The organism is Rhodococcus antarcticus (assembly GCF_026153295.1).
GTDB lineage: Bacteria > Actinomycetota > Actinomycetes > Mycobacteriales > Mycobacteriaceae > Rhodococcus_D > Rhodococcus_D antarcticus.
The window spans coordinates 343,619-356,162 of record NZ_CP110615.1; the positions used below are offsets into that span (position 1 = coordinate 343,619).

14 protein-coding genes are annotated in these 12,544 nt (G+C 73.6%); 12 read left to right on the forward strand and 2 right to left on the reverse strand.

The annotated features are described in order from the left end of the window. The first annotated feature begins 48 nt into the window (after nt 1-48). The 12 genes from RHODO2019_RS01740 (at nt 49) to RHODO2019_RS01795 (ending at nt 11,838) form a co-directional block, all read left to right on the forward strand. The gene (locus RHODO2019_RS01740; RefSeq protein WP_265383352.1) at nt 49-1,614 is read left to right on the forward strand and encodes a bifunctional uroporphyrinogen-III C-methyltransferase/uroporphyrinogen-III synthase; all 1,566 of its coding nucleotides are present in this window, start codon (nt 49-51) and stop codon (nt 1,612-1,614) included. 48 nt (nt 1,615-1,662) lie between these two features. Continuing rightward, nucleotides 1,663-2,634: a porphobilinogen synthase gene (hemB, locus tag RHODO2019_RS01745; RefSeq protein WP_265383353.1), complete on the forward strand. Its 972-nt coding sequence runs from the start codon at nt 1,663-1,665 to the stop codon at nt 2,632-2,634. A gap of 43 nt (nt 2,635-2,677) precedes the next feature. Continuing rightward, nucleotides 2,678-3,304: a hypothetical protein gene (locus tag RHODO2019_RS01750; protein ID WP_265383354.1), complete on the forward strand. Its 627-nt coding sequence runs from the start codon at nt 2,678-2,680 to the stop codon at nt 3,302-3,304. Nucleotides 3,305-3,307: 3 nt separating this feature from the next. Further along, on the forward strand, nt 3,308-3,757 hold the full coding sequence (locus tag RHODO2019_RS01755) for a hypothetical protein (RefSeq protein WP_265383355.1): 450 nt from the start codon (nt 3,308-3,310) through the stop codon (nt 3,755-3,757). After that, complete coding sequence (gene mce1N / locus RHODO2019_RS01760) at nt 3,754-4,215, forward strand: transport-regulating membrane protein Mce1N (protein WP_265383356.1); 462 nt, start codon at nt 3,754-3,756, stop codon at nt 4,213-4,215. The genes RHODO2019_RS01755 and mce1N overlap by 4 nt, the downstream gene beginning before the upstream one ends. 175 nt (nt 4,216-4,390) lie before the next feature. After that, entirely contained in the window at nt 4,391-5,734 is a 1,344-nt protein-coding gene (gene hemL, locus RHODO2019_RS01765) for a glutamate-1-semialdehyde 2,1-aminomutase (RefSeq protein ID WP_265383357.1), read from the forward strand. 23 nt (nt 5,735-5,757) lie between these two features. After that, complete coding sequence (locus RHODO2019_RS01770) at nt 5,758-6,366, forward strand: histidine phosphatase family protein (protein WP_265384887.1); 609 nt, start codon at nt 5,758-5,760, stop codon at nt 6,364-6,366. Next, nucleotides 6,363-7,016 (forward strand): TlpA disulfide reductase family protein, encoded by a 654-nt coding sequence (locus RHODO2019_RS01775; protein WP_265383358.1) that lies wholly within the window; start codon nt 6,363-6,365, stop codon nt 7,014-7,016. Before RHODO2019_RS01770 ends, RHODO2019_RS01775 begins: the two co-directional genes overlap by 4 nt. Continuing rightward, on the forward strand, nt 7,013-7,831 hold the full coding sequence (locus RHODO2019_RS01780) for a cytochrome c biogenesis CcdA family protein (RefSeq protein ID WP_265383359.1): 819 nt from the start codon (nt 7,013-7,015) through the stop codon (nt 7,829-7,831). Before RHODO2019_RS01775 ends, RHODO2019_RS01780 begins: the two co-directional genes overlap by 4 nt. Nucleotides 7,832-7,841: 10 nt before the next feature. Beyond that, a complete protein-coding gene (resB, locus tag RHODO2019_RS01785) occupies nt 7,842-9,518 on the forward strand; it encodes a cytochrome c biogenesis protein ResB (protein ID WP_435532158.1) in 1,677 nt (558 codons plus the stop codon). Then, nucleotides 9,515-10,495 (forward strand): c-type cytochrome biogenesis protein CcsB, encoded by a 981-nt coding sequence (gene ccsB / locus RHODO2019_RS01790; protein ID WP_265383360.1) that lies wholly within the window; start codon nt 9,515-9,517, stop codon nt 10,493-10,495. Before resB ends, ccsB begins: the two co-directional genes overlap by 4 nt. 89 nt (nt 10,496-10,584) lie before the next feature. Then, nucleotides 10,585-11,838, forward strand: a complete 1,254-nt coding sequence (locus RHODO2019_RS01795) for a MinD/ParA family ATP-binding protein (RefSeq protein ID WP_265383361.1) — start codon at nt 10,585-10,587, stop codon at nt 11,836-11,838. A 58-nt stretch (nt 11,839-11,896) separates the two neighbouring features. Here the strand turns inward: RHODO2019_RS01795 and RHODO2019_RS01800 are convergent, their stop codons facing one another. Together RHODO2019_RS01800 and RHODO2019_RS01805 are read right to left on the reverse strand one after the other, a co-directional pair. Next, nucleotides 11,897-12,097: a hypothetical protein gene (locus RHODO2019_RS01800; RefSeq protein WP_265383362.1), complete on the reverse strand. Its 201-nt coding sequence runs from the start codon at nt 12,095-12,097 to the stop codon at nt 11,897-11,899. A gap of 72 nt (nt 12,098-12,169) precedes the next feature. Next, nucleotides 12,170-12,415: a BldC family transcriptional regulator gene (locus tag RHODO2019_RS01805; protein ID WP_265383363.1), complete on the reverse strand. Its 246-nt coding sequence runs from the start codon at nt 12,413-12,415 to the stop codon at nt 12,170-12,172. Between the last annotated feature and the right edge of the window lie 129 nt (nt 12,416-12,544).

Below are 12,544 nucleotides of genomic sequence, written 5' to 3' on the forward strand. Positions count from 1 at the left end.
CACGTCCACCCAGGAACCGGGTGGCGACCCAGCACTGGAGAGCGAGCGATGAGCCGAGCGCGCAAGACAACCCCCGGTCGGATCCTGTTCGTCGGAGCCGGACCGGGCGACCCGGCGCTGCTCACGGTCCGTGCGCACGCCGTGCTCGCGACCACCGGCCTGGCCGTCACCGACCCGGACGTCGCGCCCGAGGTGCTGGCCCTGCTGGGGGCGGCCCTGCCCGACACCGGTCAGGGTCCCGCCACCGAGGTCCGGCCCGCCGTCGGAGATCCCGCCGAGGTGGCGAAGGTCCTCGTGGCGGAGGCGAAGGCCGGCCGCGACGTGGTCCGTCTCGTCTCCGGGGATCCGTTGACCAGCGACGCCGTGGTGGCCGAGGCCCTCGCCGTCGCCCGGACGGCCGTGGCGTTCGAGGTGGTGCCAGGCCTGCCCGCCGGTACCGCCGTCCCGACCTACGCCGGGCTCGCCCTCGGCTCCGGGCACACCGAGGTGGACGTGCGCGGTGGGGTCGACTGGGCTGCGGTCGCCGCCGCGCCGGGTCCGCTGGTGCTGCACGCCACGGCCGAGCACCTCGCGGAGGCGGCCAGCGCCCTCGTGGAGCACGGCCTCGCCCCGCAGACCCCGGTCGCCGTGACCAGCGCCGGCACCACCTGCGACCAGCAGACCGTCGACACCACGCTCGCCGCGCTGCACGAGCTCGGCGCGGGGGCCGCGGGACCCCTCGTGCTCACCGTCGGCAAGCTCGTCGGGTCGCGCGGTCGGCTCTCCTGGTGGGAGAACCGGGCGCTGTACGGCTGGAAGGTGCTGGTCCCCCGGACCAAGGACCAGGCCGAGGCGATGAGCGAGCGGCTCGTCGGGCACGGAGCGGTGCCCGTCGAGGTGCCCACCATCGCGGTGGAGCCCCCGCGCAGCCCGGCGCAGATGGAGCGCGCCGTCAAGGGCCTGGTCGACGGCCGCTACCAGTGGGTGGTGTTCACCTCCACCAACGCCGTGCGCGCGGTGTGGGAGAAGTTCGCCGAGTTCGGCCTGGACGCCAGGGCGTTCTCCGGGGTGAAGATCGCCTGCGTGGGCGAGGCGACCGCGAACACGGTGCGCGCCTTCGGGATCAACCCCGAGCTGGTGCCCTCCGGGGAGCAGTCGAGCCTGGGTCTGCTGGCGGACTTCCCGCCCTTCGACGACGTGTTCGACCCCGTGGACCGGGTGCTGCTGCCCCGCGCCGACATCGCGACCGAGACCCTCGCCGAGGGGCTGCGCGAGCGCGGCTGGGAGATCGACGACGTGACCGCCTACCGGACCGTGCGTGCGGCCCCGCCGGAGAGCTCGACCCGCGAGATGATCAAGTCCGGCGGGTTCGACGCCGTGTGCTTCACGTCCTCGTCGACCGTGCGCAACCTGGTCGGCATCGCGGGCAAGCCGCACAGCCGCACGATCGTCGCGTGCATCGGACCCAAGACGGCCGAGACCGCGCTGGAGTTCGGCCTCCGGGTGGACGTGCAGCCGGAGTCGGCCGACGTCGCGTCGCTGGTCGAGGCCCTGGCCGAGCACGCGAGCCGGCTGCGGTCCGAAGGCGCCCTGCCGCCCCCCCGCAAGAAGGTGCGACGGCCCGCCCGTGCGTGAAGGTCGGGGACAGGTGCCCCACCGCCAACCACGACCCCGGGAGGTCTGATGGTCCCGATCAAGCGTCCCCGTCGGCTCCGAGCCACCCCGGCCCTGCGTCGTCTCGTCGCCGAGACGTCCCTGGAGCCCCGGCACCTGGTGCTGCCGATGTTCGTGGCGGAGGGGATCTCCGAGCCGCGACCGATCACGTCCATGCCGGGGGTGGTCCAGCACACGCCGGACTCGCTGCGCGCGGCGGCCGTCGAGGCCGTGGCTGCGGGCGTCGGCGGTCTGATGATCTTCGGGGTCCCCGAGACCAGGGACGCCACCGGCACCGGTGCGACCGACCCGGACGGCATCCTCAACGTGGGCCTGAGGCTGCTGCGCGACGAGCTCGGTGACGACACGGTGCTGATGGCCGACACCTGCCTGGACGAGTTCACCGACCACGGCCACTGCGGTGTCCTGGCGGCCGACGGCTCGGTGGACAACGACGCGACGCTGGAGCGCTACGTCGACATGGCGCTGGTGCAGGCCGGGTGCGGGGCACACCTGCTGGGCCCCAGCGGGATGATGGACGGACAGGTGGCGGCGATCCGCACCGGCCTGGACGCCGCGGGCCTCGAGCGAACCGGGATCCTGGCCTACTCCGCGAAGTACGCCAGCGCGTTCTACGGGCCCTTCCGCGAGGCCGTCGGCTCCACCCTGCGCGGGGACCGCAAGACCTACCAGCAGGATCCGGCCAACCGACGCGAGAGCCTGCACGAGGTGGACCTCGACCTGGCCGAGGGTGCGGACATGGTGATGGTGAAGCCTGCGATGGCCTACCTCGACGTGCTGCGGGAGGTGGCCGACCGCTCGCCGGTCCCGGTGGCCGCGTACCAGGTGAGCGGCGAGTACGCGATGATCACCGCGGCGGCGCAGAACGGCTGGATCGACCGTGACCGCGCGGTGCTGGAGAGCCTGACGGGCATCCGCCGCGCGGGTGCGGACGTGGTGCTGACCTACTGGGCCACCGAGGTCGCGGGCTGGGTCCGCTGAGCGGTCGGTCGTGACGCCGGGGCGCTCCGTCTAGGTTGGTGGCGTGACGACACCACGAGGCTCCGACGACCAGGGCTGGGGCCAGCAGCCCCTCGGTGGTCAGCCGGACCAGGGCTGGGGCCAGCAGCCCCACGGTGGTCAGCCGGACCAGGGCTGGGCCCGGCAGCCCCACGGGTACGGCGGCATGGCCCCGATGCCCGGGGGCACCCCGCCGCCGGTCGTGCGCCCGAGCGAGGTCTCCACGGCGTTCTGGCTGTGGGTGGCCAACATGGTGGTCAGTCTCGCGGGCAGCGTGGTGGCGTTCGCCACGATCGGCGACACGGTGCGGGCCCAGCTGGCCGACCAGGTGCGTGCCGATCCGAGCCTGAACCAGGCCGACGTCGAGACGATCATCCGGGTCGGGGTCGTGGTCGGAGTGGTCTTCGCGCTGCTGTTCGTCGCGCTGCAGCTGTTCTTCGTGTTCAGGATGCGCAGCGGGCGCAGCTGGGCCCGGATCGTGCTGACGGTGCTCGGGGGACTCTCGGTCCTGCTGACCGTCGCGGGCCTGGGCAGCGCCAGCATCGTGGACGCCGGCTTCGGCCTCGTCGGTGCCATCCTCATCGTCGCGGCCATCATCTACATGTTCACCGGCGGTGCGCGGGACTACTTCGCCCCGCGGCCGAAGTACTGAGCCGTGACCGGTGCGGACGGCGGCAACCCACGGCCCCGGCAGGTCAGCGCCGGGTACTGGATGTTCGTGCTCAGCGGGGTCGCGCTCGTCCTGCTCGGCCTCTACGCCCTGCTGCTGCCGCACGACACCGTCCGGCAGGCCCTGCGCGACCGCGGGGTCGCCGAGGACGTCATCAGCTCCGCGCTGCAGCTCCTGGTGGTGCAGGGCGCCACCTCGGTGCTCGGCGGGCTGGTGGTCGGCTTCCTGGCCGCCGGCGTGCGCCGGGGTGACCCGCGCTTCCGGCGCGCAGAGGTCGCGGTGTCCGCGCTGCTCGTGATCCTGCAGCTCGGGTCCTTCGTGCTCGGCCTCGGCGGCACGCCGCTCGTGGCGATCGCCCTGATCGCTGCGTGCGTCCTGGTGTTCCTGCCCTCGACCGCGGCCTGGTTCACCCCGGCGGAGCCCGCCGCGACGTGACCGCGTCCCAGCCGCTGCTCGTCGAGCCGGGCGCGCGGTGGCGCTCGCTGGTGTGGGGTCCCGCGCTCTGCCTGGCCGGAGGGGTGCTCGAGGCGGTGCGCGGGTTGCCGGTGCACGTCCTGGGCTGGGTCGGTGCGGCCGTGCTCCTGACCGCCGTGACCTCGTTGCAGGTGCTGGGCGCGCGGCGGCACAGCACCGTCGAGCTCACCACCAACCACCTGCGCCAGGGGGCAGAGGTCCTCGAGCTGGCGTCCGTCGCCGAGGTGCTGGCCGCCGATCCCGACGGTCGGGCGAGCTGGCAGATGGCCCGCGCGCTGGGGGAGACGCCGACGGTTCCTCGGCGCCGCACCGGGATCGGACTCCGGCTGCGGGACGGGCGGACCGTCCAGGCCTGGGCACGGGACGACGAGGCCCTGCGCGCGGCACTGGTCGCCACCGTGCCCGGCCCTCGCACCTAGCCGGTTCCCGGCCTCCGGCCTGCCTCGACCCGGTGGAAGATCGACCTGCGCAACCCCGCGGGGGTGGCGCACACCCGCCGCGCGGTCGTCACGCGACCGACACGTCGGACCGACGTGGGCAGGGTCTCGCGCCCCCACACCACGAGCACTCGCCGGGGCTGGGACACTGGTCTGCGTGACGACGACAACGGGTAGTACGACGGGTGCGCGCAGCGAGGCCGCCCCGACCTCCGCCGCGCTGTTCGCCCGGGCCAGCGAGGTCACCCCAGGCGGGGTGAACTCGCCCGTCCGGGCCTTCCGCTCGGTCGGGGGCACACCCCGGTTCATGGTGTCGGGCTCCGGCCCGTGGCTCACCGACGCCGACGGCCACCGCTACGTCGACCTCATCTCCTCGTGGGGGCCGATGATCCTGGGTCACGCGCACCCGGCGGTCGTCGAGGCCATCCGCACCGCCGCCGGCAAGGGGCTCAGCTTCGGGACGCCCACCGAGGGCGAGATCGAGCTGGCGGAGGAGATCATCCGTCGCGTCGAGCCCGTCGAGCAGGTGCGCCTGGTGAACTCCGGCACCGAGGCCTGCATGAGCGCGGTGCGCCTGGCGCGCGGGTTCACCGGCCGCACCGTGGTCGTCAAGTTCGCCGGGTGCTACCACGGTCACGTGGACGCGCTGCTGGTCGAGGCCGGTTCCGGGGTCGCCACCCTGGGTCTGCCCTCGACCCCCGGGGTCACCGGTGCGCAGGCCGCCAACACGGTGGTGCTGCCCTACAACGACCTCGACGCCGTGGCCGCCCTGTTCGCCGAGCGGGGCCACGAGATCGCCTGCGTCATCACCGAGGCCGCCGCCGGGAACATGGGTGCGGTGCCGCCCGCTCCGGGCTTCAACGCCGGGCTCGCGCGGCTGTGCACCGAGAACGGCGCGCTGCTCATCATGGACGAGGTGATGACGGGCTTCCGCGTCTCCGCGGCCGGCTGGTACGGCCTGGACGGGGTGGCGGGCGACCTCTACACCTTCGGCAAGGTGATGTCGGGCGGGCTGCCCGCCGCGGCGTTCGGCGGGCGGGCCGACGTCATGGCGCACCTCGCTCCGAACGGGCCCGTGTACCAGGCGGGCACGCTGAGCGGGAACCCCGTCGCCGTGGCCGCGGGGCTCACCACGCTGCGGCACGCCGACGCCGCCGTGTACGCGGCGCTGGACGCCAACGCCGACCGGCTCGCGGGGCTCATCGGTGACGCACTGGCCGCCGAGGGCGTGGTGCACCACGTGCAGCGCGCCGGCAGCATGCTCAACCCGGTGTTCGCCGCCGGGGCCGTCACCGACTACGAGGGGGCGAAGGCGGCGCAGACCTGGCGCTTCCCGGCCTTCTTCCACGCCCTGCTCGACCACGGGGTGTACGCGCCGCCGAGCGCGTTCGAGGCGTGGTTCATCTCCGCCGCGCTCGACGACGAGGCCTTCGACGTCGTCGCGGCTGCCCTGCCGCACGCGGCCCGCGCGGCGGCGCAGGCGCAGGAGACGCGGTCGTGAGCGGGCCCGCCACCGTCGTGCACATGCTGCGCCACGGCGAGGTGCACAACCCGGACGGGATCCTCTACGGACGGTTGCCCGGGTTCCGGCTCTCCGACGTCGGCGTGGCCCAGGCGCGGGCCGTCGGCACCGCCCTGTCCGACCACGACATCACCCACGTGGTGGCCTCGCCGCTGCAGCGCGCGCAGGAGACCGCGGATCCGATCGCGGCCCCGCACGGGCTCACCCTCGCCACCGACGACGACCTCATCGAGGCGGGCAACCAGTTCGAGGGCCTGCGGGTGGCCGTGGGCGACGGCGCGCTGACCCGGCCGCGCCACTGGGCCAAGCTCCGCGACCCGTTCACCCCCTCCTGGGGCGAGCCCTACCTGCAGATCGCGCACCGGATGATGGCCGCCGCGCAGCGCGCCCGCGAGGCCGCCGAGGGCCACGAGGCCGTGTGCGTCAGCCACCAGCTCCCGGTCTGGACGCTGCGGCGGTTCCTGCAGGGCCAGCGGCTGTGGCACGACCCGCGTCGTCGCCAGTGCGGCCTCGCGTCGCTGACCAGCCTGGTGTTCTCCGGCACCGAGCTCGTGGACGTCGTGTACTCGGAGCCGGCGGGGGCGTCCGACCCGCGGATCACGGGCGCATGAGGGCCCGCCTGGCCGTCGGGGTCCTCGCGGCCGCGCTGGTCCTCTCCGGCTGCAGCTCGGGCTCCGACGCCGTGGTCCAGGGCGGGAGCTTCCAGTTCGTCTCGCCCGGTGGGAAGACCGAGATCAGCTACGACCCGCCGAGCAGCCGCGGCACCATCGGGACACTGTCCGGTCCCGACCTGCTCGACCCCACCCGGTCCGTCTCCGTGGACGACTTCGCGGGCCAGGTGGTGGTGCTCAACATCTGGGGCCAGTGGTGCGCACCGTGCCGGGTCGAGACCCCGGAGCTGGAGGACGTCTACACCGCGACCCAGGCGTCCGGCGTCGCGTTCCTCGGCCTCAACGTCAAGGACCCCAACATCTCCGCCCCGCAGGACTACGTCCGCGACACCGGCATCACCTACCCGTCGATCTGGGACCCGTCGTACCGGACCCTGGTCGCGCTGGGCGGCGACTTCCCCACGAGCACGACGCCGTCGACGGTGGTGCTCGACCGGGAGCACCGGGTGGCGCAGATCTTCATCGGGAGGGTCACGGCGGCCCAGCTCCGGCCCGTCGTGGAGAGGCTGGCAGCGGAGTCCCCCGCACCGAGCCAGAGCCCGCCGACGACCGGCGCGAGCAGCACCACCGTCCCGGTGCCCACCTCGTGAGTGCCGCGCAGGGCGTCCTCGCACAGGGGGTGGGGGAGGCGTTCCAGACCACGGCCATCTCCGGCCCGCTGCTGCTGGCGCTCGGTGCGAGCGTGCTGGCCGGGGCCGTCTCCTTCGCCTCCCCGTGCGTGGTGCCACTGGTGCCCGGCTACCTCTCCTACCTGGCCGGGGTGGTCGGGGCCGACGCCCCCGCCGTCACCGCCGCCGAGGCGGGCACCCGGCGCTCCGGGCGCTGGCGGGTCGCCGGGGCCGCAGGGCTGTTCGTGGCCGGGTTCACCGTGGTGTTCAGCCTGGCCACCGTCTCCGTGCTCGGCGTCATCTCCACCCTGCGGCTGAACTCTGAGGTGCTGCAGCGGGTGGGCGGCGTGGTCACCATCGTCATGGGCCTGGTGTTCGTGGGCCTGCTGCCCGCCCTGCAGCGCGACACGCGCCCCGAGCCGCGGCGCATCCCCACCCTGATCGGTGCCCCGCTGCTGGGCGCGGTGTTCGGCCTCGGGTGGGCACCGTGCCTGGGGCCCACCCTCACCGGCGTCATCTCCCTGGCCGCGGGCACCGAGGGCACCACCGCCCTGCGCGGACTGGTGCTCGTGGTCGCCTACTGCCTGGGCCTGGGCCTGCCGTTCGTGCTGCTCGCCCTGGGCGGGACCGCCGCGCTGCGCAGCGTCGGGTGGCTGCGCCGGCACACCCGCACCATCCAGGTCACCGGGGGCGTGCTGCTCGTCGGGGTGGGGGTCGCCCTCGTCACCGGCGCGTGGGCCGAGCTCGTCGCTGCCCTGCAGACCGGCCCGATCGCGAGCACGGTGCTACCGATATGACGGAGGACGCGTGACCACGACCGACAACCGGCCGACCCCGGCACCGAAGGCTCCCGAGCCGCCCCGCCGGCCGCTCGCCGCCGTGCGCAACGCCTGGCGCGGGCTGGTCAGCATGCGCACCGCCCTGGTGCTGCTGTTCCTGCTGGCGCTGGCCTCGGTGCCGGGCGCGCTGCTGCCGCAGCGCAGCCTGAACGTGCAGAAGGTCGACGCCTACATCGTGGCGCACCCCACCTTCGGTCCGCTGATGAACCGGGTGGGGCTGTTCGAGGTGTTCGCGAGCCCCTGGTTCGCCGCGGTGTACGTGCTGCTGTTCGTCTCGCTCATCGGCTGCCTGCTGCCGCGCAGCTGGGACCACGCGAAGAACCTGCGGGCCAGGCCCGTGCCGGCCCCCCGAAACCTCGCCCGGCTGCCCCACCACCACGAGTCCACCATCGACCTGGACGTGGACGCCGCGGCCGAGCAGGTGCAGGCCTCGCTGAGGCGCTGGCGCACCGCGCGGCACGAGGGCACCGGCGACCGGGCCGGGGAGGTCGTCATCTCCGCCGAGCGCGGCCACCTGCGGGAGTGGGGCAACCTGGTCTTCCACTTCTCCCTCGTCGGCCTGCTCATCGGCATCGGCGTCGGCAAGCTGTTCGGCTACGAGGGCCAGGTCATCGCGCTGGCCGACGGTGGACCGGCCTCGGAGTTCTGCAACACCTCCACCGCGGCCTACGACTCCTTCCGCGCCGGGCTCAACGAGGACGGCACCGGCCTCGTCCCGTTCTGCGTCAAGGTCGACACCTTCACCGCCACGTACCTGCCGAGCGGGCAGGCGAGCAGCTTCAACGCGAACGTGGAGTACCAGAGCGGGGACGACCTCACCACGGGCACCTGGCGGCCCTACGACCTCCGGGTCAACAGCCCCCTGCGCCTGGACGGGGACCGCGTCTACCTGCTGGGCCACGGCTTCGCGCCCACGTTCACCGTCACCTACCCCGACGGCGAGACCCGCACCCAGACCCTGCAGTTCCGTCCCGAGGACGCCACGACGTTCCTCAGCTCGGGCACCCTGCGCTTCGACCCGCCGGCCGGGCTCTACCCCGACGCCGACGACCGCCGGCGGAACCAGATCGCCGTCACCGGGCTGTTCGCCCCGACGGCGAACCTCGACGGCACCATCCTCAGCTCCTCGAACCCCCAGCTGAACGACCCGCAGGTGGCCGTGGACGTGCTGCGCGGCGACGCCGGGCTCGACAGCGGCGCCCCCCAGTCGATCTTCACCCTGGACCCGAAGCTGGAGGCCAGCGGCCGGCTGGTGCGCGAAGCACGGGTCAACCTCAAGCAGGGCGAGTCCACGACGCTGTCGGACGGCACGACGGTGCAGTTCGCCTCCGTCACCCAGTGGGTCTCGCTGCAGACCTCGCACGACCCCGGCCAGGTGTACGTGCTGATCTTCGCCGTCACCATGACCGCAGGCCTGATGGCCTCGCTGGTGGTCAAGCGGAGGCGGGTGTGGGTACGGCTCGTGCCGGGCCCGACCGGGCCGGACGGGTCCCGCAGCCGTACCGTGGTGGAGGTGGGTGGCCTTGCGCGCACCGACCAGGCCGGCTGGGGCGAGGAGTTCGACCGGCTCACCACCACGATCGCCCCGACCACCTCCACGACCCCGAGCCCCACCCTCACCACCCCGGGAGACACGCCGCGATGACCACCGCCGACCTCGCCGAGTACAGCGACCTGGCCTTCCGCTCCGCCACGGCCGTCTACGTCCTCGCCGCCGCCCTTCTCGTGTGCGAGCTGGCCAGCACCAGCACCCGGGCCGTCGTCCGCCGGGACACCGCCCGCGAGCTCGTCGGGGCCGGGTCGGTGCCGCTGGCCGAGCCCGCAGGGCCCGGTCGTGTGGAGACCCCCGCGGGACGGCCGCTGAGCGACCGGCTCGGCCGGATGGGTATCTCGCTGGTCGGTCTGGGCCTCGTGCTCCAGGTGACCTCCCTCGTCTTCCGCGGCATCTCCGCCGGCAGGGCGCCCTGGGGCAACATGTACGAGTTCACCTCGCTGGCCACCGCCGTGGCCGTGCTGGGGACGCTCGTCATGCTGCGCAAGCACACGGTGCGGCCGCTGTCGGTGTTCGTGCTGCTGCCGGTCGTGGTGCTGATGTTCATCGCCGGCACCGTGCTCTACGCCCGCTCGGCCCCCGTCGTTCCGGCCCTGCAGTCCTACTGGCTGGTCATCCACGTCTCGGTCATCGCCACGGCGTCCGGGGTGCTGCTGCTCTCGGGGATCGCGAGCCTGCTGTTCCTGCTGCGCCGCCACCACGCGGAAGGGGCCGAGGGCTCGAGCACCGTCGGCCGGCTCGCCGCACGGCTGCCCGGGGCGCAGGCGCTCGACCGGGTGGCCTACCGCACCGCGATCTTCGCGTTCCCCCTGTTCACCGTGGGGGTCATCCTCGGGGCCATCTGGGCCGAGGCCGCGTGGGGCCGCTTCTGGGGCTGGGACCCCAAGGAGGTGACGGCCTTCATCACCTGGGTCGTCTACGCCGCGTACCTGCACGCCCGGGCCACGGCGGGCTGGCGCAACACGCGCGCCGCCTGGATCAACGTCGTGGGCACCGGCGTCGTGCTGTTCAACCTGTTCTTCATCAACATCGTGGTCTCGGGCCTGCACTCCTACGCCGGCCTGAACTGAGCCTGGTGGCCGGGGCCGCACCGGCTGTCCCGGCGGTCGGCGTCGGCTAGCGTCTTCGCCGAGCGCGGGCCACGAGGGGAGCAGCACGGGTGTCTGAGCAGAACACGGACGGGGTGACCGCGCAGGGCTGGCAGCCGCCGCCGTCCGACGAGGGCAGCGGGGCGCACGCCGCGCCCGTCCCACCGACGGGCGCGTCCGGCCCGCACCCGGCCCCGGGGGCCCAGGCCGGTCCGCACGCGCCGCCTGCCCCCGCGGGAAGCGGGCGCTACCCCCTGCCGCCCGCCGGCCAGGGTCCGCGCCCGGCCGGATCCGCACCGCAGGGCTACCACGCCTCGCCGTACGCACCTGACAACGGCTACGCGGGCCCGCCGTCCTCCGCCCCGCAGCCCGAGCAGCAGGGGTCCTCGGTGGAGGACCTCAGCTCCGCCCGGCTGCTCCGCCAGACCAGGCGCACCCCCGGCAGCGGGTGGCGCAGGGCGCTCTACGTCGCCTCCGGACGCACGGTGAACCTCGGCGAGAGCGCCGAGGACGTGCACCGTCGCGAGCTCATCGCGCGGATCAACCAGCCGCTGCAGGGGTGCTACAAGATCGCCATGCTGAGCCTCAAGGGCGGGGTGGGCAAGACCACCACCACCGTCACCCTGGGCTCCACCTACGCCTCCCTGCGCGGCGACCGGGTGGTGGCGGTGGACGCGAACCCCGACCGCGGAACCCTGAGCCAGAAGATCCCTCTGGAGACCACGGCCACGGTGCGGCACCTGTTGCGCGACGCGCACCGCATCACCCGATACTCCGACGTGCGTGCCTACACCTCGCAGGGCCCCAGCCGCCTGGAGGTGCTGGCGAGCGAGAGCGACCCGGCCGTCTCGGAGGCGTTCAGCGAGGACGACTACCGCCGCACCCTGGACCTGCTCGAGCACTTCTACAACGTGGTGCTCACCGACTGCGGCACCGGGCTGATGCACTCGGCCATGAAGGGTGTGCTCGACCAGGCCGACTGCCTGGTCCTGGTCAGCTCGGGCTCCATCGACGGTGCGCGCAGCGCGTCGGCCACGCTGGACTGGCTCGACGTGCACGGCTACGCCGACCTGGTCCGGCGCTCCGTGGCCGTCATCAACTCGGTGCGCCCGGGCTCGGGCAAGGTGGACCTGGCCAAGGTGGCCGAGCACTTCGCGGCCCGCTGCCGAGCGGTCAAGGTCATCCCGTTCGACCCGCACCTCGAGGAGGGCGCGGAGGTGGAGCTGGAGAGCCTGAGCCCCGCCACGAGGGCCGCGCTGCTCGAGCTCGCTGCCACCGTGGCCGACGACTTCCCCTACGCGATGGCCCGGCAGACCGGCGCCTGAGCGAGGACGACAGCGGCTCCGCAGCGCGCACGCGCTGCGGAGCCGTCGTCGTGCTGCGTCAGAGCTTCGAGGGGCCGGTGTCGTCGCTGTCGCCGGACTGGCCCTTGGCCGCGCCGGGGTCGATGCGCCGCAGGAAGTCCGGGTCGTCGTCGGGCCCGATGGTGCGATGGGCGGGCTGGCTGGTGACGTCCGGGCCGAAAACGCGCCAGAACAGGACACCGAGGGTCACCAGGCCGATCAGGGCGAGCAGGTAGATCACGTCACGCACCTCCTTGACCGAGGGTAACCCTGGTTCTGACGGGGCGCGGCGGCAGCGCCGACGAGCAGGCCCTCAGGGCCTGACGACGGGGTGCGTGGCCTCGGTGGTGAGGGTGGCGAGGAGCCCGCGGACCTCGGACTCGCGGAAGCGGCGGTGGCCACCCGGGGTGCGGATGGAACCCAGGCGCCCGGCCGAGGCCCAGCGGGTGACGGTCTTGGGGTCGACACGGAACAGGCCGGCGACCTCACCCGGGGTCAGCAGGCGCTCGGTGCGCGCACCCTGCTCGGTGGTGATCGGGGAGTGAGCGGTGGTGGTCATGAGTGCCTCCAGCATCCAGACGATCCGGTCGGGCGGGACCGGTGCCCCAATGGTGACACCGCACCCCCCGGGTACTCGACCGCTTGTCTGTTGGTAAAGCGCAGGTAAGGGTCGTTTCGGGCCAATCGG

Bases quoted from the DNA above. Each gene is read 5' to 3' on its own strand.
- RHODO2019_RS01740 (WP_265383352.1), top strand. From the start codon at position 49: ATGAGCCGAGCGCGCAAGACAACCCCCGGTCGGATCCTGTTCGTCGGA.
- hemB (WP_265383353.1), top strand. From the start codon at position 1,663: ATGGTCCCGATCAAGCGTCCCCGTCGGCTCCGAGCCACCCCGGCCCTG.
- RHODO2019_RS01770 (WP_265384887.1), top strand. From the start codon at position 5,758: ATGCTGCGCCACGGCGAGGTGCACAACCCGGACGGGATCCTCTACGGA.
- RHODO2019_RS01775 (WP_265383358.1), top strand. From the start codon at position 6,363: ATGAGGGCCCGCCTGGCCGTCGGGGTCCTCGCGGCCGCGCTGGTCCTC.
- ccsB (WP_265383360.1), top strand. From the start codon at position 9,515: ATGACCACCGCCGACCTCGCCGAGTACAGCGACCTGGCCTTCCGCTCC.
- RHODO2019_RS01805 (WP_265383363.1), bottom strand. From the start codon at position 12,415: ATGACCACCACCGCTCACTCCCCGATCACCACCGAGCAGGGTGCGCGC.